General features: G+C 74.1%; 16 protein-coding genes. 8 read left to right on the top strand and 8 right to left on the bottom strand.

What is annotated here, in order from left to right:
* Positions 1 to 36: 36 nt before the first annotated feature.
* Positions 37 to 4,764, top strand: a complete 4,728-nt coding sequence (locus tag AAT21_RS30715) for a hypothetical protein (protein WP_046780276.1) — start codon at positions 37 to 39, stop codon at positions 4,762 to 4,764.
* A gap of 150 nt (positions 4,765 to 4,914) precedes the next feature.
* Here AAT21_RS30715 and AAT21_RS30710 read toward each other — a convergent pair whose 3' ends face one another.
* Positions 4,915 to 5,349 (bottom strand): hypothetical protein, encoded by a 435-nt coding sequence (locus AAT21_RS30710; protein WP_046780275.1) that lies wholly within the window; start codon positions 5,347 to 5,349, stop codon positions 4,915 to 4,917.
* Between the two features lie 384 nt (positions 5,350 to 5,733).
* On the opposite strand from AAT21_RS30710, the gene AAT21_RS30705 reads away from it, so the two are divergent.
* The 4 genes from AAT21_RS30705 to AAT21_RS30690 are packed head-to-tail and all read left to right on the top strand — an operon-like array spanning position 5,734 to position 10,072.
* Positions 5,734 to 8,574, top strand: coding sequence for a nitrate- and nitrite sensing domain-containing protein (locus tag AAT21_RS30705; protein ID WP_046780274.1), 2,841 nt, complete (start codon positions 5,734 to 5,736; stop codon positions 8,572 to 8,574).
* Positions 8,571 to 9,008 (top strand): roadblock/LC7 domain-containing protein, encoded by a 438-nt coding sequence (locus AAT21_RS30700; protein WP_030964627.1) that lies wholly within the window; start codon positions 8,571 to 8,573, stop codon positions 9,006 to 9,008. The genes AAT21_RS30705 and AAT21_RS30700 overlap by 4 nt, the downstream gene beginning before the upstream one ends.
* A 55-nt stretch (positions 9,009 to 9,063) precedes the next feature.
* Complete coding sequence (locus AAT21_RS30695) at positions 9,064 to 9,465, top strand: DUF742 domain-containing protein (protein ID WP_030964628.1); 402 nt, start codon at positions 9,064 to 9,066, stop codon at positions 9,463 to 9,465.
* Complete coding sequence (locus tag AAT21_RS30690) at positions 9,446 to 10,072, top strand: GTP-binding protein (protein WP_030389931.1); 627 nt, start codon at positions 9,446 to 9,448, stop codon at positions 10,070 to 10,072. The genes AAT21_RS30695 and AAT21_RS30690 overlap by 20 nt, the downstream gene beginning before the upstream one ends.
* Before the next feature lie 158 nt (positions 10,073 to 10,230).
* On the opposite strand, the gene AAT21_RS30685 is transcribed toward AAT21_RS30690, so the two are convergent.
* The 4 genes from AAT21_RS30685 to AAT21_RS30670 are packed head-to-tail and all read right to left on the bottom strand — an operon-like array spanning position 10,231 to position 12,979.
* A complete protein-coding gene (locus AAT21_RS30685; RefSeq protein ID WP_046780273.1) occupies positions 10,231 to 11,421 on the bottom strand; it encodes a lipid-transfer protein in 1,191 nt (396 codons plus the stop codon).
* Entirely contained in the window at positions 11,418 to 11,888 is a 471-nt protein-coding gene (locus AAT21_RS30680) for a Zn-ribbon domain-containing OB-fold protein (RefSeq protein WP_046780272.1), read from the bottom strand. The genes AAT21_RS30685 and AAT21_RS30680 overlap by 4 nt, the downstream gene beginning before the upstream one ends.
* Before the next feature lie 58 nt (positions 11,889 to 11,946).
* Positions 11,947 to 12,285, bottom strand: a complete 339-nt coding sequence (locus tag AAT21_RS30675; RefSeq protein ID WP_046780271.1) for a DUF962 domain-containing protein — start codon at positions 12,283 to 12,285, stop codon at positions 11,947 to 11,949.
* Positions 12,286 to 12,298: 13 nt separating this feature from the next.
* Complete coding sequence (locus AAT21_RS30670) at positions 12,299 to 12,979, bottom strand: M15 family metallopeptidase (protein ID WP_079026095.1); 681 nt, start codon at positions 12,977 to 12,979, stop codon at positions 12,299 to 12,301.
* Between the two features lie 29 nt (positions 12,980 to 13,008).
* Between AAT21_RS30670 and AAT21_RS30665 the strand changes: the two genes are divergently transcribed.
* Positions 13,009 to 13,518, top strand: a complete 510-nt coding sequence (locus AAT21_RS30665) for an NUDIX domain-containing protein (RefSeq protein WP_200904490.1) — start codon at positions 13,009 to 13,011, stop codon at positions 13,516 to 13,518.
* Between the two features lie 198 nt (positions 13,519 to 13,716).
* Here AAT21_RS30665 and AAT21_RS30660 read toward each other — a convergent pair whose 3' ends face one another.
* Complete coding sequence (locus AAT21_RS30660; RefSeq protein WP_046780268.1) at positions 13,717 to 16,389, bottom strand: glycoside hydrolase family 31 protein; 2,673 nt, start codon at positions 16,387 to 16,389, stop codon at positions 13,717 to 13,719.
* Between the two features lie 270 nt (positions 16,390 to 16,659).
* On the opposite strand from AAT21_RS30660, the gene AAT21_RS30655 reads away from it, so the two are divergent.
* Both AAT21_RS30655 and AAT21_RS30650 read left to right on the top strand, forming a co-directional pair.
* Positions 16,660 to 18,642 (top strand): acetoacetate--CoA ligase, encoded by a 1,983-nt coding sequence (locus AAT21_RS30655; protein WP_046780267.1) that lies wholly within the window; start codon positions 16,660 to 16,662, stop codon positions 18,640 to 18,642.
* A 108-nt stretch (positions 18,643 to 18,750) separates the two neighbouring features.
* Positions 18,751 to 19,680 carry a hypothetical protein gene (locus AAT21_RS30650; RefSeq protein ID WP_046780266.1) on the top strand — a complete coding sequence of 310 codons (930 nt, stop codon included), beginning with the start codon at positions 18,751 to 18,753 and terminating at the stop codon, positions 19,678 to 19,680.
* A 60-nt stretch (positions 19,681 to 19,740) separates the two neighbouring features.
* Here the strand turns inward: AAT21_RS30650 and ptsP are convergent, their stop codons facing one another.
* Both ptsP and AAT21_RS30640 read right to left on the bottom strand, forming a co-directional pair.
* Positions 19,741 to 21,411: a phosphoenolpyruvate--protein phosphotransferase gene (gene ptsP, locus AAT21_RS30645; protein ID WP_046780265.1), complete on the bottom strand. Its 1,671-nt coding sequence runs from the start codon at positions 21,409 to 21,411 to the stop codon at positions 19,741 to 19,743.
* Positions 21,412 to 21,485: 74 nt separating this feature from the next.
* Positions 21,486 to 21,935 carry a PTS sugar transporter subunit IIA gene (locus AAT21_RS30640; RefSeq protein WP_046780264.1) on the bottom strand — a complete coding sequence of 150 codons (450 nt, stop codon included), beginning with the start codon at positions 21,933 to 21,935 and terminating at the stop codon, positions 21,486 to 21,488.
* Between the last annotated feature and the right edge of the window lie 488 nt (positions 21,936 to 22,423).

Below are 22,423 nucleotides of genomic sequence, written 5' to 3'. Positions count from 1 at the left end.
ACCTGCCTCACCCAGACACCACGAGAGTCCGCCGCCATGTACGAGCTGTCCCGGATCCGCCTCTACTCCATCGGGCCCGCCGGCGCACGCTACGCCGACACCGTGCTCGACCTGCGCGGAGTCGGCGAGCCGGTGCCCCACCCGGCGCCGGCGCAGGCGGAGTTCTTCGAGGAGGAGCCGACCGGGCCGCCGCGCCGCCCCGCGCCCGCCGGCGTGCTCTTCCTGGAGAACGGCGGCGGCAAGTCCGTCCTGCTCAAGCTGATCTTCTCGGTGATGCTCCCCGGCCACCGCAACACCCTCGGCGGCGCCAGCTCCGGCGTCCTGCGCAAGTTCCTGCTCGCCGACGACTGCGGACACGTGGCCCTGGAGTGGCAGCACACCCAGACCGGCGAGTGCGTGGTCGTCGGCAAGGTCAGCGAATGGCGCGGCCGCCAGGTCTCCAACGACCCCCGCAAGTTCGCCGAGGCCTGGTACTCCTTCCGCCCCGGCCCGGGCCTGAGCCTCGACAGCCTGCCCGTCGCCGAGTCCACCGCCGTGCGCCCGCCCGTCGAGGGCGCCTCCGGCGCCCAGGGCCGCCGCCGCACGATGAAGGGCTTCCGGGACGCCCTCACCGAGGCGGGCAAGGCCTACCCGCACCTGGAGGTGTACTTCGAGGAGATCCACGACCGCTGGAACGAGCACCTCACCGAGCTCGGTCTCGACCCCGAACTCTTCCGCTACCAGCGCGAGATGAACGCCGACGAGGGCGAGGCGGCCGGTCTCTTCGCGGTCAAGAAGGACTCCGACTTCACCGACCTGCTGCTGCGCGCCGTCACCGACACCCGTGACACGGACGGCCTCGCCGACCTCGTCCACGGCTTCGGCAACAAGCTCGGCCGCCGAGCCGAGCTCATGGCCGAACGCGACTTCACCGCCGGCTCCGTGGACCTCCTCACCAAGATCGTCGAAGCGGCCGCGACCCGCTCCCGGCTGCGCGACGTCCACGCGGGCGCCGAGCGCCGCACGCGCACCCTCGCCCGCCGGCTGTCCGCCCGCGCCGCCGAGGAACGCGGCCGGGCCGCCGACCTCGCCCAGCGCGTCACCGCCGCCGCGCACGACGTCACCGCCGCCGAGTCCGCCCGTACCCGCAGCGCGGCCGTCTCCGCCGAACTCGCCTACCGCCACGCCTCCCTGGCCCTGACCGTCGCCGACAAGGCCGCCGCCGCCCAGCGCCGCGAACTCCTCGAGGCCCGCACCCTGCACTCCGCCTGGCAGGCCGCCGAGACCGTGCTGCGCCACCGCGCCGCCGCCGACCGCTCCGCCCGCGTCGCCGCCGCGATCCGGGAGGCCGAGCGCGACGCCGCCCCGGCCCTGGCCGCCCGTGCCACGGCCGCCGGTGAGCTCGTACGGGCCCTGCACACCGCCGCCGAGGACGGTGAGCGGCTCGCCAACGAGGAGGAGGAGCGCTCCGCCGCCCTCCAGGCCACCGGCGAGGACTCCCACCGCGACGCCACCGCCGCCGCCACGGCCGCCCAGCGGGCCCGCAGCGAGGCCGAACACCTCAGGACCAGGCTCAGCGAGGTCCAGCAGGAGACCGCCGAGGCCGTTCGCGCCGGCTGGCTCGACGACTCCGCGCCCGACGCCGACCCGGCCCGGGCCGCCCTCGCCGCCGCCGACGCGGAGAAGGCCGCCGTGGCCGCCTGGGACGAGGCCCGCGAGGCCGCCCGCGCCGCCGCCGAGGCCGCCCGTGAGGCCGCCGCTACGGAATCCCGGGCCGAGCTGACCGCCGCCCGCGCCGCGGACGCCGCCGAAGCGGCCGAGGCCGCCCACGACGCCGAGCACCGCGCCGCCACCTCGCTCGCCGCGTCGCCGCGGCTGGCCGAGCTCCTCGGGCTGCCCTCGGCCGCGGGCGCCGCGGAGGTGTCGGTCCCCTCGCCCCGTACGGGCGACGGCGCCAGCGGCCAGGCTCCCGCGGGCCCCGGCACCCCGGGCGGCCCGCACGGCGAGGCGCAGGGCGCCGGACGTGCCGCGCAGGCCACCGCCGTCGGCCTGCTCACGGCCGAGGACCTCGACCGCGGCGCCGAGGACCTGCGCGAACTGCTGTCCGAAAGTGTCGCCTCGGCCGAGCGCCAGCTGTTCGAGCTGCGTACCGCCGCCGCCGACGACGCCCGCATCCTCGGCGCACTCGGCGACGGCGGCCTGCTGCCGCCCGGCCCGGACGTCCTCGCCACCGTCGAGTACCTCGGCGAACACGGCATCCCCGCACTCCCCGGCTGGCGCTACCTCGCCCAGGCCGTTGATCCCGCCGACCACGCCGCCGTCCTCGCGGCCCGCCCCGAACTCGTCGACGGCGTCGTCATCACCGACCCCGACACCCACGGCAGGGCCCGCGAGGTCCTTTCCGGCGCGGCTCTGCTGCCCCGCTCCACCGTCGCCGTGGGCACGGCCGCCGCGCTGCTCGCCCCCGTACCCCCGGCCGGTCCGGACGACGCCGTCACCGGCATCTTCATCGTCACGCCGAACCCGGCCATGCACGACGAGCACGCCGCCGACGAGGAGCGGCAGGCGCTGCGCACCCGCGCCGGCGCCCGTGACACCGAGATCCGCGACCTCGCCGCCCGCCTCGCGGGCGACCGCGAGCTCTCCGCCCGGCTGGCCTCCTGGCGCACCGGCTGCCCGCCCGGCCGCCTCACCGAGCTCGCCGAACAGGCCGCGGCCGCCCGGATGTTCGCCGAGGAGACCGACGCCGAGCTCGCGGAGGCCCGTACCGTACGCGCCGAGGCCGACGAGGCCGCCGCCGACGCCGCCCGTGTCCGCGAGGAACGCCAGGACACCGCCCAGCGCGCCCGCCGCGCCGCCGACGCCCTCGCGGGCCTCGCCTTCCGCCTGCGCGAGCGCGCCGGCTGGCAGGCCCGCGTACGCGAACTCGCCGACGAGGCCGCCGAGTCCGAGGCCCGCGCAGAGGTCTGCCTGGACCGGGCCCGCGCCGCCGACGAGGACCGCCGGGCCGCCCAGCGCGCCGCCGACGACGCCCGGCGCACCGCCCGCGCCCTGCGCGCCGAACGCGCCGAGATCGCCGGCGCCCCCGACCAGCTGCCCGACGCCGCCGACGGTCCGCGGGTGCCGCTGCCCGACCTCCGCGAGGCCTACCGCGCCGCGTCCCAGCTCTACGAGAAGGTGGGCGTCGGCGCCGACCTGCGGGCCGAACAGGCCCGCGCCGAGAGCGACGAGAGCGCCGCCCTCGCCGAACTCGACCGCCTCACCAACAAGGTCCGCACCCGCGCCGCCCAGCTCCTGGAGGGCACCGACGGCGCGGACGGCCCGTCCCGCCAGGCCGCGGCCGCCCGCGCCGAGTCCCTCGTACAGATGCTGGAGACCCGGGCGTCGGCCGCCAGCGAGCAGCTCGGCCGGCTGCGCGGCGAGGCCGAACGGCACGCCCCCGCCGAGGGCGAGGCGCACACCGACCTGCCCGAGGAACTGGTCCCCGGGGACGTCGACCAGGCGCAGGCCCTGCTGCGTACGGCCACCGCACAGCTCGCCGCCCACACCGCGGCCGTCGAGGGCGCCCGCGCCGCCCACACCGACCTGCTGCGCGCCCACCGCACCGCCGAGGACGGCGCCGGGGGCTTCGACGAGACCGCGGCGCTCCTGCGGGACCTGCTGCGCGACCACACCCACCAGGACGACGATCAGGAGCCGGTGGCCCACCCCGGCACCCTGGAGGAGGCCCGCCAGTCGGCCACCGAGGCCCGCCGCTCCCTGCGCGGCTGCGCCGCCGACCTGTCGGCCGCCGAGTCCGCGGTGCGCGAGGCGAGCGACATCCTGGTCCGGCACGCCAACGCCACCCGCTACGAGCAGGTACGCACCCCCGCGCGCCAGCAGATCCGGGAACTGCCCGCCTCCGCGCTGCCCGAGCACGCGGCGGCCTGGGCGGCGGCCTTCGCCCCCCGGCTGCGCGTCCTCACCGACGAGCTGGCCCAGCTGGAGCGCAACCGCGACAGCATCGTCGACCGGCTGCGCGGCCTGGTCGAATCCGCCCTGGCCACCCTCCGTTCCGCGCAGCGCCTCTCCCAGCTCCCCGAAGGCCTCGGCGAATGGTCCGGGCAGGAGTTCCTGCGGATCCGCTTCGAGGAGCCCGACCAGGCCACCCTCACGGAGCGGCTCGGCGAGGTCATCGACGAGGCGACCCGTACGGCCGTGAGGAAGAACAGCAGCGCCTCCTTCGGCGAGGGCCGCCGCGACGGCATGTCCCTGCTGCTGAGGGGCGTCCAGGCGGCCCTGGAACCCAAGGGGATCTCCGTGGAGATCCTCAAGCCGGACGCGGTACTGCGCGCCGAGCGGGTGCCGGTGGGGCAGATGGGCGACGTGTTCTCCGGCGGGCAGCTGCTGACGGCCGCGATCGCGCTCTACTGCACGATGGCGGCGCTGCGCAGCAACGACCGGGGCCGCGACAAGCACCGGCACGCGGGCACGCTGTTCCTCGACAACCCGATCGGCCGCGCCAACGCCACCTACCTGCTGGAGCTCCAGCGGGCCGTTTCGGACGCACTCGGCGTCCAGCTGCTCTACACGACCGGACTGTTCGACACGACCGCCCTCGCCGAATTCCCGCTGGTGATCCGCCTGCGCAACGACGCGGACCTGCGGGCGGGCCTGAAGTACATCAGCGTCGAGGAGCACCTGCGCCCGGGCCTGCCGCAGCAGTCCCCGGAGGGGGAGACCATCCACGGCGAGATCACGGCCACCCGGATGTTCCGCCGAGGCGCAGCCGCCCCGACCGCCTGACGCCCCACGCGCGCCCGCCCGCGCCGCGGCGCGCCGTGTGCCGGGCGCAGGCACGGACGTACGCGGGCCCGGGCCTGCGCCCAGGCACGCGCGTGCCTGCGCCGGGCCGGCGCGGGGACCGGCATGTCCCGTCCGGCCTTCGACCTCAGCTCAGTTCCGGCCGAACCCCGCGAGGGGCCCGTCCTCGCGGACTATTCGGGCCGAGCCCGCGACCTTGCGCGCCGCCCGCGCGGCCCTGGCCGCCCGGCGGGCCTCACGGCGGCGCAGCCGCGCCGTGCTGCTCGGCTCCGACACGACCCCGTACCGCTGATTCCACGTCTGCCGGGTGATCCACACGTCCAGCACGGCCCAGGTGGCCAGGACGGTCGCGGCGACCGCGCCGAGCACCATCGGGAAGGCCAGCCAGGAACCGGTCAGGCTCAGGAAGAAGGTGATCGTCGCCTGGGTCAGGGTCACGGCCACCACCAGCACCGCCCGGACCGCCGAGACCCGCACCGGGTCCGGCATCCGGCGCCGGCGGGCCGGCTCCTCCACCCACAGGCCGCGCCTTGCCGCACGGGCGCCGCCGCCCTCGTCACTGCTCATGGTCCGCTCACTCCCCACCCGCGGTCCGCCATGCCTACCCCCACACGTCTACCCCGACGTGCTCCTCGTACTGACAGACGTCCGGCGACGCCCGGAGATTCCCGGACACCGGATGTCCCACCGGCCCCGTAGATCGCGGAACGAATAATTCCAGCCATCCATCAGGGTGCGGGAACTGACGCCCCACCAAGTGTCATCTGCCACAAATCGGGCCTGACTTGACCGGAAGTATCGGACAACTGGTGATCTTCGTCCAGGGGTCAGGCCGAAAACGTCCGGACACGCCTTCGAACCTGCTCCCCAGCAGTAGTAGGCTCACGCCGTTTAAATGACGGAACACCGACCCCCGGCAACGGGGTTGACCTGGGGGAGGCTGGGGAGGCCATGCGCTTTCGCGGGAAGTCCATCCGCCGGAAGATCGTGGCGTTGCTCCTTGTGCCGCTCGTCTCCCTGACTGCCCTCTGGGGCTTCGCCACGGTCATCACGGGTCGTCAGGCGATCCAGCTCTTCGACGTGGCCTACGTCATCGACAAGGTCGGCTACCCGATCGAGGACGTCGCCCGCGTCATCCAGAAGGAGAGGCGCCAGACCCTCGTCGTCCTCGGCGACCCCCGCGCGGCCACCGCCACCGCCGAACTCGTCAAGCGCCGCACCGAGACCGACCAGGCCGTCGAGAAGATCAGCGTGAGCGCCCGCGACCCCAAGGTCGTCGACGAGCTCAGCCCGCAGAGCGCCCAGCGCCTGCGCTCGATCGTCTCCGCCTTCCACGGCATCGGCTCCATGCGCCGCTCCGTCGACCAGAACGCCCTCGACCCCGGCCAGGCCCTGGAGCTCTACAACCGGCTGGTCGACCCCTGCTACGACTTCCTGATGAACCTCCACGGCCTCGACAACGTCGAGGTCGACAAGGAGGGCCGCGCCCTCGTCGGCATCAGCCGCGCCCGCGAGCTGCTCTCCCGCGAGGACGCGGTCATCGCCTCCGCCCTGGCCGCGCGCAACATCACCGCGGGCGACGTCCGCCGCGTCTCCGACTTCGCCGCCAACCGCTCGCTGCTCTACGAGTTCAACCTCGTGACCCTGCCCGCCGGCGACCGGGAGATCTTCGAGCGGTACTGGCAGGACCCCCAGACCCACCCGCTGCGCGAGGCCGAGGAGCGCTTCATCTCCGGCGGCGCGGTCAACAAGCCGCGCAACCTCACCTCCGCCCAGTGGGACGAGGCGTCCTCCAAGGTCCTCGACGACCTGGCGAGCATGAACACCGAGGCCGGCGACCGCTACCAGCGGCGCATCGAGCCCGTGGCCGCGGACGTCATGATCCAGGCCGCAGGCGCCGGCATCCTCGGCCTCTTCGCCCTGATCGTGTCCCTCGTCCTCTCCGTGCGTATCGGCCGGGACCTGGTCCGCGACCTCTCCCGGCTGCGCAAGGAGGCCCACGAGGCCTCCGGCGTCCGCCTGCCCAGCGTCATGCGCCGCCTCGCCGCCGGCGAGCACGTGGACGTCGAGACCGAGGCCCCCCACCTCGAATACGAGAAGGACGAGGTCGGCCAGGTCGGCCAGGCCCTCAACACCCTCCAGCGCGCCGCCGTCGAGGCCGCCGTCAAGCAGGCCGACCTGCGGCGCGGCGTCTCCGAGGTGTTCGTCAACCTTGCCCGCCGCAACCAGGTCCTGCTGCACCGCCAGCTGACCCTCCTCGACACGATGGAGCGCCGCACCGAGGACACCGAGGAGCTCGCCGACCTCTTCCGCCTCGACCACATGACCACCCGCATGCGCCGCCACGCCGAGGGCCTGGTGATCCTCTCCGGAGCCGCCCCCTCCCGCCAGTGGCGCAAGCCCGTCCAGCTCATGGACGTCGTACGGGCCGCCGTCGCCGAGGTCGAGGACTACGAGCGCATAGAGGTACGCCGCCTCACCCGCCTGGGCATCGTCGGACCCGCCGTCGCCGACGTCACCCACCTCATCGCCGAACTCCTGGAGAACGCCACCGTCTTCTCGCCGCCGCACACCGCGGTCCAGGTGCACGGCGAGCGCGTCGCCAACGGCTTCACCCTGGAGATCCACGACCGCGGCCTCGGCATGACCCCGGAGGCGCTGCTCGACGCGAACCTCCGCCTCGCCGAGACCCCCGAGTTCGAGCTCTCCGACACCGACCGCCTCGGCCTGTTTGTCGTCAGCCGCCTCGCCCAGCGCCACAGCGTCAAGGTCGTCCTCCAGCCCAGCCCGTACGGGGGCACCACCGCGGTGGTCTTCCTCCCGTCGGCCCTGCTGACCGACGCTCCGGAGACCAGCGGTACCGGCGTACGGCTGGACGGGCCCCGGCCCGGCAAGACCGGCAGGGCCGCGAAGGCCGGCCAGATCGGCCGTACGCACTCCGAGCGGCCGGTGACCTCCACCGCGGAGCGCGCCGCCGTCGGCCGCCCGCTGGCCACCGCCGAACTGCGCGGCCCGGTCGAGCTGGAGGCCCCGCTCGCCGGCCGCGGCCTGGACGGCCTGGACACGCTCGACGACCCGGCCGCCCTGGACGACGACCCGGCCGTCGGCACGGGCCGCCCCGGCTCCGGCCGCCCGGCCATGGCGACCCTGGACGACGAGACCCCGCCGAACGGCACCCCGCGCAGCGCCCTGCTGGGCCTGCGCCCGGCGGACCGCCCGCACACCGACCGGCACGCCGAGCGCAACGGCACCGCCCGCGGCGGTGCCCGCAGCGGCACCCGCCCGGGCGAGCGCGACCGGGAACGCGAGCCGCTCGCCCCCACCGGACCGGTCCGGCTGGACGCCCAGCGCCTGGAGGCGCCCCGTCCCGACGGCCCCCGCTCCGCGGGAGCCGTGCCGCTGCCGCGCCGGCGTCCCACGCCGACCCTGGTCGCCGAACACGGCCGCCGGGTGGACCCCCGCCCGGTCTCCGCGGTCCCGCAGAACGCCCCTGCGGCCGGATCCGACGACACGGAACCCGCCGCAGGCCCGGACACCGGCGGGCTGCCCCGCCGGATCCGTCAGGCCAGCCTGGCCCCGCAGCTCAAGAAGTCCGCGTCGTCCGCGCCCGCCGAAGCCGCCCCCGACCAGGTGGCAGACCGCGACGCGGAGGACGTACGCACGCGCATGTCCGCACTCCAGCGTGGCTGGACGGCGGGCCGCAACCGGCACGCACAGCAGCAGTCCGAGACCGAGGCGGGCACATCCTCCGCCGGCGGTCCCGCGAACGAGAACGAAGGGGACGGTCGATGACCGCACCGCAGACCGGCAACGACAGCAGGGGCCGCGGCTCCGGCCCGCTCAACTGGCTCCTCGACGAGCTCGTCGACCGGGTCGGGTCCATCCGCAAGGCGGTGGTCCTCTCCGGCGACGGCCTGCCCACGGGCAGCTCCAAGGACCTGACCCGCGAGGACAGCGAGCACCTGGCGGCGGTCGCCTCCGGGTTCCACAGCCTGGCCAAGGGCGTCGGCCGGCACTTCGACTCCGGCCGGGTCCGCCAGACCGTCGTCGAGCTCGACGAGGCCTTCCTCTTCGTCATGGCCGCCGGCGACGGCAGCTGCCTGGCCGTACTGGCCGACGCCGACTCCGACGTCGGGCAGGTCGCGTACGAGATGACGCTGATGGTCAAGCGGGTGGGCGACCACCTGGCGACCGCCCCGCGCACCGGGCTGCCAGCCGGAGGGTGAGTCGGAAGGCATGAGCGACCCAGGCCAGGACCATCTCGCCGACGCTCCCGTCGGCATGCCCTTCGACCCGTCCGCCTTAGACCACGCGCACTGGTTCGACGACGACGCGGGTCCCGTCGTACGCCCCTACGCCATGACCCGCGGCCGGACCAGCCATGCGGGCCAGCACCGCCTCGATCTGATCGCCCTCGTCGTCGCCGAACCGGCGGCGGACGATCCGGTCTGGGACATGACCCTCTCCCCGGAACACGCCCACATCCTCGGGCTGTGCCGGGAACGGCCCCAGTCGGTCGCCGAACTCGCGGCCGACCTCGACCTCGCGGTCGGGGTCGTGCGCGTCCTGATCGGCGACCTGGTCGATGAGGAACTGGTCCACGTGACCAGGCCGGTACCCCCGGCAGAACTGCCTGATGAATCCATTCTGCGTGAGGTGATCGATGGCCTTCGGGCGCTTTAGCCGCACCGGTGCCATGCACGCGGTGTCGCCGGTCGAGCCGCTGACCTTGAAGATCCTGGTCGCGGGCGGCTTCGGGGTGGGCAAGACCACCCTGGTCAGCGCGGTCAGCGAGATCAGACCGCTCCGGACCGAGGAACGGCTCTCCGAGCCAGGCGTCGGCGTCGACGACACCGGGGGAGTGGAGGGCAAGAGCACCACGACCGTGGCCATGGACTTCGGGCGCATCACGCTCCGCGAGGACTTGGTGCTGTACCTGTTCGGCACGCCCGGACAGGACCGCTTCTGGTTCCTGTGGGACGAGCTGGCCCAGGGCTCCCTGGGCGCGGTGGTCCTCGCGGACACCCGCCGCCTGGCCGACTGCTTCGCCGCCATCGACTACTTCGAGCGGCGCGGGATCCCGTTCGTCGTCGCGGTCAACTGCTTCGACGGAGCCGACCGCCACCCCGTGGTGACCGTACGGACGGCACTCGACCTCGACCCCGGGGTGCCGGTGCTGCTGTGCGACGCACGGGACCGGGAGTCCGTGAAGGACGTGCTGGTGGGGGTCGTGGAGCACGCGATGTCCCTGGCACGCGAGCGGCGCCGGAGCCTGTCCGCGGGAGCCTGATCCGCGGACGGACGCCCGGGCGCGACCCGTACCCCCGCCGACTGGGGTACGGGCCGCAGCTCTCACGGGTGGTTCACGGTCCCGTCGCTGCGCGGGACTGTGGAGCGAGTGTGAACCTGCCGCCCGGGGTCGTCAAGCGTTGTGACGGCACGAGCTGCTCAGCGCACGGCGACGACGGCCGAACCGTGCCCGAACAGCCCCTGGTTGGCGGTGATCCCCACCCGCGCCCCGGGCACCTGCCGCTCCCCGGCCGTGCCACGCAACTGCCATGTCAGCTCGCACACCTGCGCGATGGCCTGGGCCGGCACGGCCTCTCCGAACGAGGCCAGCCCACCACTGGTGTTGACGGGGATCCGCCCGCCCAGGGCCGTCGCCCCCTCCCGCAGCAGCTTCGCCCCCTCGCCCTCGGCGCACAGCCCGATGTCCTCGTACCACTCCAGTTCCAGGGCGGTGGACAGGTCGTACACCTCGGCGAGTGAGAGGTCCTGCGGCCCGAGCCCCGCCTCCTCGTAGGCGGCGCGCGCGATCGAGGACCGGAAGGATCCGGCCACCGGCTCCACGGCCGTCGTCGAGTCGGTGGCGATGTCCGGCAGGTCCAGCACCGTCCGCGGATAGGTGGGCGTCACCGTCGACACGGCCCGGATCCGCACCGGATCGGCCACCCCGCGCGAGCGCGCGAAGTCCATGCTGGTCAGCACCAGCGCCGCGCCCCCGTCGGAGGTCGCGCAGATGTCGAGCAGCCGGAGCGGATCGGCGACCACCGCGGAGGCGGCGACCTCCTCGGCGGTGACGGCCGTACGGTAGCGGGCGTGCGGGTTGAGCCGCCCCGCCGCCGCGTTCTTCACCTTCACCCGGGCGAAGTCCTCCAGGGTGTCCCCGTGGACCGCCATCCGACGACGGGCGTACAGCGCGAAGTACGCCGGGTTGGTCGCACCCAGCACCCGGAACCGCAGCCAGTCCGGATCGTCCGGCCGGTCACCGCCGGCCGGTGCGAAGAACCCCTTGGGCGCCGCGTCCGCGCCGGCCACGAGCACCACGTCGGCCAGCCCCGCCAGGATCTGCGCGCGGGCCGTCCCGATGGCCTGCGCCCCGGACGCGCAGGCCGCGTACACGCTGGTCACGCGGGCGCCCTGCCAGCCGAGGGCCCGGGCGAAGGTGGCTCCGGCCACGTAGCCGGGGTAGCCGGAGCGCACGGTGTCGGCGCCGACGACCGACCCCACGTCCGTCCAGTCCAGTCCGGCGTCCGCGAGTGCCGCCCGCGCCGCGGTCCGCCCGTACTCGACAAAGCTGCGGCCCCATTTGCCCCACGGGTGCATGCCGGCCCCCAGGACGGCGACGTCGGCGCTCACGAGGTCCCTCCCACCGGCCTGAACCGCCAGGTCACCCAGGTCGTTTCGGCGTCCTCGTCCAGCACGCCGCCCACCACCTCGACCTCCGTGCCCACCGCCAGGTCGGCGACCCCGACCCCGGGCACGGCCTGCCCCAGCACGACCATCCCCTCGGCCTCCAGCTCCACCGCGACCAGGGTGTACGGCTCCCAGGGCTCGGCCGGGTCGGACACGTACGGCGCGGGCGGCCGGTAACGCCCGTCGGTGCAGGACCAGACGCGGCCCCGGGGCGAGAGCGGCACCTCGGCGAGCTCCCCGCCGCCGGGGCACCGCGGGTTGCGGCAGTAGGCGTCCTCGCGGGGGAAGAACACCGCGGTACAGGCCGAGCACCGGGTGCCGAGCAGCCGGAAGCCGCCCCCGTCCGGCGCGTTCTCGGTGAACCACCCGCTCACGACGGGTGTGCGTGTGCGTGCCAAGACCCCTCCCATACCGAAGAGCTGACGCATCGTCAGAAGTTAGGAGTCTGCCACGGCCGCCCGGCCCGGGTCACCGGTTCTCGGCGAGCCACTTCCGGGCGATCTCGTCCAGCTCCGCGTCCCGCCCGGCCAGCATCATCCGGATCATCTGCGCGTCCCCGCGCAGCGACCACGCCGGATGCCCGAACGTGGCCGGATTGTTCCCCTCGATCAGGAAGTGCGCCGGCCAGGCGGTCCCGTACCCGATCAGGGGAAGAGCGGCGAGCCAGCGCCTGCGCCCGCGCGCCACCCCGTAGGCGGCCAGCGCCAGGCCGGTGAGCGTGCCGGTGAGGTGCACCCAGCGGGTGGCGGCGCGGGAGTGCATCGCGACGTAGTACGGCCAGAATTCCTCGTACGAGCTGAAAGTCATGCGGGCAAGGTACTCACGGCCGGACCTCGGCGACAGCGACGGGGAAGTCGAAATACGTGTCCGGGTACGCCTCCGGCTTGTAGGTGAAGTGCCACCACTCCTCGGGAAGGTTCACGAACCCCTGCGCGCCCAGCACCCGCTTCAGCACCTGCCGGTTGGCCCGGGCGGCGCCCGTCACCCGCGGATCGTCCGTGTGCGACAGCGGATCGAAGAAGTCGAAAGGCGTCCCCATGTCGACCTCCCGGCCCGGGAGTTCCTCCAGGGTCACGTCGACCGTGCTCCCACGGCTGTGCCCGGACCTCTCCGCGACGTACCCGTCGGCGATCAGCCGGCCGCGTTCCACCCGCGGATAGAACTCCGCCTTGCGCGCCAGGTCCTCGCCACCGTCCTCCCCCCGAGCCCACCGCACGAACCGGTCCACCGCCCGCTGCGGCCGGTAGCAGTCGTACACCCGCAGCGAGTAGTCCCGCCGCAGCAGCACCCGCTGCGCCCGCCGCAGCGCCTCCGCGGCGGGGCGGGCCAGCAGGCACTCCGGCTCCTCGTACCCGTCGACCACAGCGCCGGTGAAGTTCCGCTCACCCGCGTACCGCATGTCCTGCCGGATGCTCGGATCCACCTCCCGCAGCGCAGTGAACCCCGGCGGCGCCGCGGCCCCGCCCGCCAGCACCCCGACCAGCCCCGCAACAGCCGTCATCCGCATACCCCTTGGCATACCATCACGGCATGCCGGCACACCTGAGGGACTCGCACTGCTCCACCTGCGGAGCGCCGTACGGTACGACCACCTGGCCCCGCACCTGCCCGTCCTGCGGTGCCACCGCCTACCGCAACCCGCTCCCCGTGGCCGTCACCCTCCTCCCCGTCGAGGACGCGGACGGCACCGGCCTGGTGGTCATCACCCGCACCATCGAACCGGCCCTCGGCGGCATCGCCCTCCCCGGCGGCTTCATCGACTTCGGCGAGGACTGGCGCGACGCCGTCGTCCGCGAGCTGCGCGAGGAGACCGGCATTACCGCCTCCGCCGCGGACGTCACCCTGGCCGACGCCCTGAGCTCCCCGGCCGGCCACCTCCTCCTCTTCGGCCTCCTCCCGCCGCGCCCCGCCGACACCCTCCCCGCCTCGAAGCCGACGGACGAAACCACGGGCTGGCACGTCCTGCGCACCCCCGAAGCCCTGGCCTTCCCCCTCCACACCCAGGCGGCGGCGTCCTGGTTCGCAGGCCGCTACGCCTGAACCTCCGCCTGCGGGGCCACCTCGCAGCGCCGGTGGCGGTTGAGGTGCGGGCCTCCGCTCAGCCCCGGCGACGGTCGAGCCACAGGCTCACGCGCAGCCCCGCCGGCGTTTCATTTCCAGCCCCGCCGGCGTTTGAGGCGCGGGGTCCGGGGCGGAGCCCCGTTCTGGAACTCGCACCGGCCGCCACGGCTCGCCCGCCTACAACCCCCGCACCACCACGCCCTCCACCGGCGCCCCCGCCTCGTCCTCCACCACCACCGCATCCCCGGCCCACCGCGAGGTGTACCGCTCGACCCGGCCCGCCCCGAACCCCGGCCCCGGGTCCCGGACCACCACCCCGCTCCCCGTACGCCCCCGGGCCGGCGCCCAGACCTCCAGCTCCACCCCGCCGCCCGCGGACCGCACCGGCAGCACCGCACCCGCCCGCGCCAGCACCGGGATCCGGCCCTGCGGCGCGTCCAGCAGGATCTGGCCCGGCCCCTCGTGCGCCGCCCCCGTCGCGGTGTCGTACCACCGGCCCCGTGGCAGCCGTACCGCCCGCCGGTCCGCCCCGCACTCCAGCACCGGCGCGACCAGCAGCGCGTCACCCAGCAGGAACGCGTCCTCGCAGTCTCGCAACCGCCGGTCCTCCGGCGCGCCCCACCACACCGGCCGCACGTACGGAGCGCCGGTCCGGCGCGCCATATGGGCGAGTGTGACGAAGTACGGCCGCAGCCGCTCCCGTTCCGCCGTCACCGCCCGCGCCTGCTCCTCCACCTCCGGCCCGAACTCCCACGGCTCCCGCCGCCCCGCCCAGATCGCCGAATGCGTACGGAACAAGGGCAGGTACGCGCCCAGTTGCAGCCACCGCACGTACAACTCCGGCGACGGCGAACCGCCGAACCCACCCACGTCCGGCCCCGAATACGGCACCCCGCACAACCCCAGCCCGATCACCAGCGCCAGCGAGGCCCGCAGCCCCTCCCAGCTGGTCTCCACATCGCCCGACCAGGTGCCCCCGTACCGCTGCATGCCCGCCCACCCCGAACGGGAGAACAGGAACGGCCGCTCCTCGGGCCGCAGCCGGACCAGGCCCTCCCATCCGGCCCGCGCCATCCCCAGCGCGTACACGTTGTGCCCCTCGCGATGGTCACCGCCCGCCCCGTCCATCGCGTGCCGTGCCGACCGCGGCAGTGTGGCGTCCCCGAACGCCGCGAAGGACACCGGCTCGTTCATGTCGTGCCAGAAGCCGGAGAAGCCCTGCCCGAGCCGCTCCTCGTAGAGCCCGCCCCACCAGTCCCGGACCTCCGGATCCGTGAAGTCCGGATAGGCGCACTCGCCCGGCCACACCTCCCCGCGCACCTCCCGCCCGCGCGCGTCCCGTACGAAGGCGCCCCCCGACCCCACCGTCAGCCCGGCCGCGTGCAGTGCGTCACCCGCCTTCACCGCCGGGTCCACGATCGACACCAGCCGCACCCCCTGCTCGCGCAACTCCCGCGCCAGCCCCGGCAGATCGGGGAAGCGCTCCTCGTCCACGGTGAACACCCGGTGCCCGTCGTAGTGGTCGATGTCCAGGTGTACGGCCGACAGCGCGAACCCGCGCGCCGCGTACCCCGCGACCACCCGCCGCACCTCCGCCGCACTCCCGAACCCCCACCGCGCGTGCTGGTACCCCAGCGCCCACCCGGGCGGCACCGCGGCCCCGCCCGTCAGCGCCGACCAGCCCTGGAGCACCCGGGCCGGCGTCCCCACCAGCACCCAGCACCGCAGCGGCCCGCCCTCCATGCGCAGTTCGCTCGCCCCGGGACGGTCCGGCCCCGAACCGACGCCCTCCTCACCCTCGCGCAGCACCACCCGGCCGTCCCAGCAGTTGTCGTGGAAGACCAGGTGGGTCCCCGCGTCCGCCACGACCATCTGCACCGGCATGGTGAGGTAGAGCGGATCGACGCCCGGCCCGAAGCCGCCCTTGGGGTCCGTGTTCCACAGCCGGTACGCCCCGTCGCGCAGCCGCGGCCCCGAGGCCCGCCCACCCAGCCCGAAGAACCGCGCATCCGCCGACACCTCACTCCGCACCCCCCACCGCCCCCCGCCGCCCGCCGTGGCGGAGGCCGCCTCGTTCCCCCGGCTGCCGGCCCGGTCCCCGCCGGTGCCCGCCGAGGCCGTCCGGTCCGAGCCCGGCTGCGTCTCGCCGGAGCCCGACCTCGTCCCGCCGGAGCCCGTCACTGCCCCGCCGGAGCCCGCCGCTGCCTGGCCGGAGCGCGACCCCGTCCTGCCGGGCCCCGGCCCATTCGTACTCGCCCCGGCCCCGCCGGAGAGGGCACCCGTCCCGCCCGGTCCGGCGGGCCCGGACCCGTCCGAGCGTGCCGCCGTTGCGTTTGCGGGGCGGGCCCGGGCCGAGGCCACCCCCTCCGCGGCCTCCCCGGCGAGGGGCACCGGTTCCCACCATCGCGGCGGCGACTCCCGCCGCAGCACCGTCCCGCCGGGGGTGCGCACCTCCAGCGCCCCGTACCGGGACACGGCCACCGTCACCCGCTCCGACACCACCCGCCAGCCGCCCCCGGTGTCCGGCTCCAGCACGGCCCGCAGGTCCGGCTCCGGCCCGCTCCCCACCACCGCGTACGACGGCGTCGCCCCGGCCCCGTCCCAGGCCCAGAACACCACCCCGCCCGCCATCACCCGCACCACCAGCTCCGAGCGCGCGAACCGCAGCACGCCCCCGCCCGGCCTCGGCTCCGTACCTACCAGCAGCCCCGGCACCCGCGCCCGTTCCGCGCCCCGGCGCGGGAGCCCCACCGCGTCCGCGCGCCGCCGGCGCCACGCCGAGAGCCAGGCCCGCCGACCGCGCTCCGTACCGATGTCCTTCACCGCACGCACCAGATCACGACCGTCCATGCCGCTCACCCTGCCACCGGCCCCCGGCCGAGGGGACGGCGTTCAACTGCCGTTCACCCACCGGCGGCGTCCGCCGCCGGTCACCCGACCGGCCAGGTCGGCCCTGGTGCAGCCGTCGATCACATGGCATCGTCCCTGTGAGCCGCCGCACGCGCACCCCCGCGCGCGATGGCACCGTACGCACACGTACATGCACACGTCACGTACATGCACACGTACACCGCACACGCACACGAAGCGCGAGCCGCAGACTTGACCGGGAGCCGACCCATGACCTCAGCCACCCAGCCGGAACCCCTCTGGGCGCCGGGCCCCGACCGGATCGCCGCGGCCCGGATCACCGCCTTCCAGTCCTGGGCCGCGACGCGCTTCGGAGCCCCCGCGGACGGCGGCTACCCGGCCCTGCACCGCTGGTCCGTCGACGAGCTCGACATCTTCTGGCAGGCCGTCGCCGAATGGTTCGACGTCCGCTTCACCACCCCGTACGAGTCCGTCCTCGCCGACCGCTCCATGCCCGGCGCCCAGTGGTTCACCGGAGCCACCCTCAACTACGCCGAGCACGCGCTGCGCGCCGCCGAGGACCCGGCCCGCGCCGACGACCCCGCCCTGCTGTACGTGGACGAGACCCACGAGCCCGTCCCCGTCACCTGGGCCGAACTCCGCCGCCGGGTCGGCTCCCTCGCCGCCGAGCTGCGCGCCCTCGGCGTACGCCCCGGTGACCGGGTCAGCGGCTACCTCCCCAACATCCCCGAGGCGGCCGTGGCCCTCCTCGCCACCGCCGCGGTCGGCGGCGTGTGGACCTCCTGCGCCCCCGACTTCGGCGCCCGCAGCGTCCTCGACCGCTTCCAGCAGGTCGAGCCGGTCGTCCTGTTCACCGTGGACGGGTACCGCTACGGCGGCAAGGAGCACGACCGCCGCGAAGCCGTCGCCGAGCTCCGTGCCGAGCTCCCCTCCCTGCGCGCGGTCGTCCACATCCCGCTCCTCGGCACGCCCGCCCCCGAAGGCGCCCTCGAATGGTCGGCGCTCACCGCCGCGGACACCGAGCCCGTCTTCGAGCCCGTCCCCTTCGACCACCCGCTCTGGGTGCTCTACTCCTCCGGTACCACCGGTCTGCCCAAGGCCATCGTCCAGTCCCAGGGCGGCATCCTCCTCGAACACCTCAAGCAGCTCGGCCTGCACTGCGACCTCGGCCCGGAGGACCGGTTCTTCTGGTACACCTCCACCGGCTGGATGATGTGGAACTTCCTCGTCTCCGGACTCCTCACCGGTACGACGGTCGTCCTCTACGACGGCAGCCCCGGCTACCCCGACACGGGCGCGCAGTGGCGCATCGCCGAGCGCACCCGCGCCACGCTCTACGGCACCTCCGCCGCCTACGTCATGGCCTGCCGCAAGGCCGACGTCCACCCGGCCCGCGATTTCGACCTCTCCGCGGTGAAGTGCGTGGCGACCACCGGGTCCCCGCTCCCGCCCGACGGCTTCCGCTGGCTCCACGACGAGGTCGCCGAAGACCTGTGGATCGCCTCCGTCAGCGGCGGCACCGACGTCTGCAGCTGCTTCGCGGGCGCCGTCCCCACCCTGCCCGTCCACATCGGCGAGCTCCAGGCGGCCTGCCTCGGCACGGACCTCCAGTCCTGGGACCCCTCCGGCAAGCCGGTCGTCGGCGAGGTCGGCGAACTCGTCGTCACCAACCCCATGCCGTCCATGCCGGTCCACTTCTGGAACGACCCCGACGGCAGCCGCTACCGCGACAGCTACTTCGAGATGTTCCCGGGCGTCTGGCGCCACGGCGACTGGATCACGATCACCGACCACGGTTCGGTGATCATCCACGGCCGTTCCGACTCCACGCTCAACCGCCAGGGTGTCCGCATGGGCTCCGCCGACATCTACGAGGCCGTCGAACGGCTCCCGGAGATCAAGGAGTCCCTGGTCATCGGCCTGGAGGAGCCGAACGGCGGCTACTGGATGCCGCTCTTCGTCCACCTGGCCCCCGGCGCGGCCCTGGACGACGACCTGCGCGCCCGGATCAAGGCGACGATCCGCGAGGAACTCTCCCCGCGCCACGTCCCCGACGAGATCATCGAGGTGCCGGCGATCCCGCACACCCTCACCGGCAAGCGGATCGAGGTCCCGGTCAAGCGGCTCCTGCAGGGCACGCCGCTGGCGAAGGCGGTCAACCCGGGGTCCGTCGACAACATCGGCCTTCTGGGCTTCTACGAGGAACTGGCCCGCACCCGCAGCCGCGCCTGAGGCCGGCCACGGCTCCCGAGCTCCCGTCACTGTCGCTGTCAGTGGTGATGGTTACGCTGAGTGAGCAAATGATCGCAGCCACGTGATCGCACTCAGGGGGAGCCAGCCATGCCACGCAAGAACGACACCGGTACCCACCGGAGCCGCAGCACCCGCAGCACCCACCGGCGGCGCGCGCTGCGCCGCGAGGTCCCCGGCACCGTCGGCCTCCTGGCCGACGCCGGGGACTTCGCGGCCATGTGCGGCTACCGCACCTTCGGCTTCGACCACCAGGCCGACTACGCCGACTACCTCCACCACGTCGACGGGCTGCTCCGGTCCTTCGCGGCCCGGGGCATCCACACCACCGTCGCACTCTTCGACCCCGACGAGTACGCCGAGTACTGCGGGGAACACGGCCTGGACCCGGACATGCCCGAGTCCCGCACCCGCTTCACCGCCGAACTCGCCGGCAGCGGGACCGTCCTGCCCTACACCGGCCAGCCCATCGACGAACTCGTCCCGCTCCTCGTCGACGAGGCCGTCCGCCAGGCCACCTGGGAGTACGCCACCGGGGTCCTCGCCGGCGTGGGCCGCTGCGCCGACTGCGGCGAGGACATCGGCCACGCCTCCTTCGACCGCGCCACCGATGCGCTGAAACGCCTCCTGGCCGGCGCGGGCCCCGGCCACCACCACTTCGTCTGCAGCGTCCCGACCGAGGAGGAGCAGCTCGTCGCCGTCCTGCACGCCGACACCACCGGGGACCCGGACGCCCCGCCGCGGATCGACGGCCGCGAGAGCCTCGACTTCGTGACGGTCCTCGCCGCGGGCCTCGCCCTCGGCGGCCCCGGGGGACTCGTCGTACGCAGCACCACCGAGGGCCATCGGGACCGGGTCCACGGCTGGCGCCTGGACCGCGGCCGCCTCACGGCCCTCTCGGCGGCCGCCGTGTTCAACGCGTACTGCACCGACGCCGACACCGGAGACCTCGTCGCCCCCGAGCCTGGCGTCGAATACTGCCCGGGCTACGACGTCGACGACCCCGGCCCCCACCACTGATAAGCCCGAGGGGCCCCCGCCACCGGCGAGGGCCCCTCGTTCCGCACGACAACCGTCCGGCTACTCGCCGGAGAGCACCGCCTGGGCGGCCACGCGGGCCTCCTCGGCGCTGTCCGCCGCACGGGCCGCCGCCGCGGCCCGCTCGCACTGCGCCAGCGTGTGCTTGGCGAGCGTCGCCCGGACGTACGGGATCGACGCGGCACCCATCGACAGGGAGGTGACACCCAGACCGGTCAGCACACAGGCCAGCAGCGGGTCGGAGGCGGCCTCGCCGCAGACACCGCAGCTCTTGCCCTCCGCCTTGGCGGCCCCGGCCGCCATCGCGATCAGGTCGAGCAGCGCGGGCTGCCACGGGTCCTGGAGCCGGGAGACGGCGCCGACCTGCCGGTCGGCGGCGAAGGCGTACTGCGCCAGGTCGTTCGTGCCCAGCGAGAGGAACTCGACCTCCTGGAGGATCGAGCGCGCACGGAGCGCGGCGGAGGGGATCTCCACCATCGCGCCGAACTTCGCCTGGAGCCCGGCTTCGCGGCACGCGTCGGCGAAAGCCTTCGCGTCGGCGCGGTCGGCCACCATCGGGGCCATGACCTCAAGGTGGACCGGCAGCCCCTGCGCGGCCTTCGCCAGCGCGGTGAGCTGCGTACGCAGCACCTCCGGGTGGTCCAGGAGCGAACGCAGCCCCCGTACACCCAGAGCCGGGTTCGGCTCGTCGGCAGGCGTCAGGAAGTCCAGCGGCTTGTCGGCGCCTGCGTCGAGCACACGCACGACGACACGTCCCTCGGGGAAGGCTTCGAGCACCTTGCGGTAGGAGTCGACCTGCTTCTCCTCGGACGGCGCCTTCTTGCTGTCGTCCAGGAAGAGGAACTCCGTGCGGAACAGGCCCACGCCCTCGGCCCCGGCCTCGACGGCCGCCGGCACGTCCCCGGGACCGCCGACATTGGCCAGCAGCGGCACCTTGTGACCGTCGGAGGTCGCACCCGGACCGGACGAGGCGGCCAGCGCCGCCTTGCGCTCGGCGGCCGCGGCCTCCAGCTCGGCCCGCTTTTCCGCGGACGGGTCGACGAACAGGTCACCAGTGCTGCCGTCCACCGCGATCATGGTGCCCTCGGCGATCTCGCAGGCCCCCGGCAGGGCCACGATCGCCGGCACGCCCAGGGCGCGCGCGAGGATCGCGCTGTGGCTGGTCGGCCCGCCCTCCTCGGTCACGAAGCCGAGGACGAGAGCCGGGTCGAGCAGGGCGGTGTCGGCGGGCGCCAGGTCCCGCGCGATCAGCACGTACGGCTCGTCGCTGTCGGGCACACCCGGCATCGGCACGCCCAGCAGCCGCGCCACGATCCGGTTGCGTACGTCGTCCAGGTCGGCCACCCGGCCGGCCATGTACTCGCCGGCCCCCGCGAGCAGGTCGCGGTAGGCGGCGAAGGCGTCGTACACCCCGCGCTCGGCGGTGCTGCCGACGGCGATCCGCCGGTCGACGTCCGCCATCAGCTCGGGGTCCTCGGCGATCATCGCCTGGGCCTCAAGGACGTGCTGGGCCTCGCCACCGGCCAGCTGGCCACGCGCGATCAGGTCGGCCGCCACGGCTTTCACGGCCTGGCGGGCGCGCCCCTGTTCGCGCGCCGCCTCGTCGGCGGTGATCTGCCTGGCCGGCGGTTCGAGGACCGCCGTGCCCATGTGCCGCACCTCGCCGATCGCCACCCCGTGGCTCACGCCCACGCCTCGCAGCGTTGTCTCCATTTGACCCGTCTTCGATTGGGCGGCGGCCCCGGCCGCCGCGATGGATGTCCGTCCCGCTCGTGCGGGCGGAAGGCTCACTGCCAGCTGAAGAGCGTGTCGTCAGCCTTCACGTCGCCGGACTCGACGACATCGGACAGGGAGTCGGTGGTCGCCTCGAGTGCCACGACGGGGCAGATCGGGGACTTGCCGAGGGCCTCGACGGCAGCGGGGTTCCAACGGATGACCGCCTGGCCGCGGGTCACGGTGTCGCCCTTGTTGACGAGCAGCTCGAAGCCCTCGCCGTTGAGCTGGACGGTGTCGATGCCGAGGTGTGTGAGTACGCCGTGGCCCTCGCCGTCGACGACTACGTACGCGTGCGGGTGCAGGGAGACAACCACACCGTCGACGGGGGACACCGCCTCCGAGGGCTCGCGCACGGGATCGATGGCGGTGCCCGGGCCCACCATCGCGCCGGAGAACACCGGATCCGGCACTGCCGCGAGTCCGATGGCGCGACCTGCAAGTGGGGACGTCACGCTGGTCATGAGGGGCCTCCCAGGGGCGGGGCTCTTGGTTTCGCCGTCACTGACTGTCGCGAACGGCGTACTCTTGAGAAGGATAAGTCACTAGATGTTCGGGTTAGTCCGATGTAGGTCCCGATCCGGACTGGTCCCTTCGGCACGGAGACTAGTGGACTAGACCGGTGGACTAGACCATACGCCTGAATCGATTTGCTTGGGCACCCCCCGGCCTGTACTGTCGTGACTCCCGCCAGGACGCCCCGCGTGAACACTTCGCGAACGGCAGCTGGACGGGAACCTTCCTCTTCAGCTTCGACTCAATCTCCACTGCTCCTTCGTATGCCCTTTCGGGGAATGCGGCGAGTGGCCGGGGAGAAGGAAATTCGCTGATAGGGTCGGGATCGCCGGAAAGGGAAACGCGAAAGCGGAAACCTGGAAAGCGCCGAGGAAATCGGACACGAAAGAGTCTGATAGAGTCGGAAACGCAAGACAGCAGAACGAAAGCCCGGAGG

Source organism: Streptomyces yangpuensis, from assembly GCF_001005295.1.
Classification (GTDB): Bacteria; Actinomycetota; Actinomycetes; order Streptomycetales; family Streptomycetaceae; genus Streptomyces; species Streptomyces yangpuensis.
This window is presented reverse-complemented; position numbering and strand designations above follow the sequence as displayed.

Bases quoted from the DNA above. Each gene is read 5' to 3' on its own strand.
- AAT21_RS30715 (WP_046780276.1), top strand. From the start codon at position 37: ATGTACGAGCTGTCCCGGATCCGCCTCTACTCCATCGGGCCCGCCGGC.
- AAT21_RS30710 (WP_046780275.1), bottom strand. From the start codon at position 5,349: ATGAGCAGTGACGAGGGCGGCGGCGCCCGTGCGGCAAGGCGCGGCCTG.
- AAT21_RS30705 (WP_046780274.1), top strand. From the start codon at position 5,734: ATGCGCTTTCGCGGGAAGTCCATCCGCCGGAAGATCGTGGCGTTGCTC.
- AAT21_RS30700 (WP_030964627.1), top strand. From the start codon at position 8,571: ATGACCGCACCGCAGACCGGCAACGACAGCAGGGGCCGCGGCTCCGGC.
- AAT21_RS30695 (WP_030964628.1), top strand. From the start codon at position 9,064: ATGCCCTTCGACCCGTCCGCCTTAGACCACGCGCACTGGTTCGACGAC.
- AAT21_RS30690 (WP_030389931.1), top strand. From the start codon at position 9,446: ATGGCCTTCGGGCGCTTTAGCCGCACCGGTGCCATGCACGCGGTGTCG.
- AAT21_RS30680 (WP_046780272.1), bottom strand. From the start codon at position 11,888: ATGGGAGGGGTCTTGGCACGCACACGCACACCCGTCGTGAGCGGGTGG.
- AAT21_RS30675 (WP_046780271.1), bottom strand. From the start codon at position 12,285: ATGACTTTCAGCTCGTACGAGGAATTCTGGCCGTACTACGTCGCGATG.
- AAT21_RS30670 (WP_079026095.1), bottom strand. From the start codon at position 12,979: ATGACGGCTGTTGCGGGGCTGGTCGGGGTGCTGGCGGGCGGGGCCGCG.
- AAT21_RS30665 (WP_200904490.1), top strand. From the start codon at position 13,009: ATGCCGGCACACCTGAGGGACTCGCACTGCTCCACCTGCGGAGCGCCG.
- AAT21_RS30660 (WP_046780268.1), bottom strand. From the start codon at position 16,389: ATGGACGGTCGTGATCTGGTGCGTGCGGTGAAGGACATCGGTACGGAG.
- AAT21_RS30655 (WP_046780267.1), top strand. From the start codon at position 16,660: ATGACCTCAGCCACCCAGCCGGAACCCCTCTGGGCGCCGGGCCCCGAC.
- AAT21_RS30650 (WP_046780266.1), top strand. From the start codon at position 18,751: ATGCCACGCAAGAACGACACCGGTACCCACCGGAGCCGCAGCACCCGC.
- ptsP (WP_046780265.1), bottom strand. From the start codon at position 21,411: ATGGAGACAACGCTGCGAGGCGTGGGCGTGAGCCACGGGGTGGCGATC.
- AAT21_RS30640 (WP_046780264.1), bottom strand. From the start codon at position 21,935: ATGACCAGCGTGACGTCCCCACTTGCAGGTCGCGCCATCGGACTCGCG.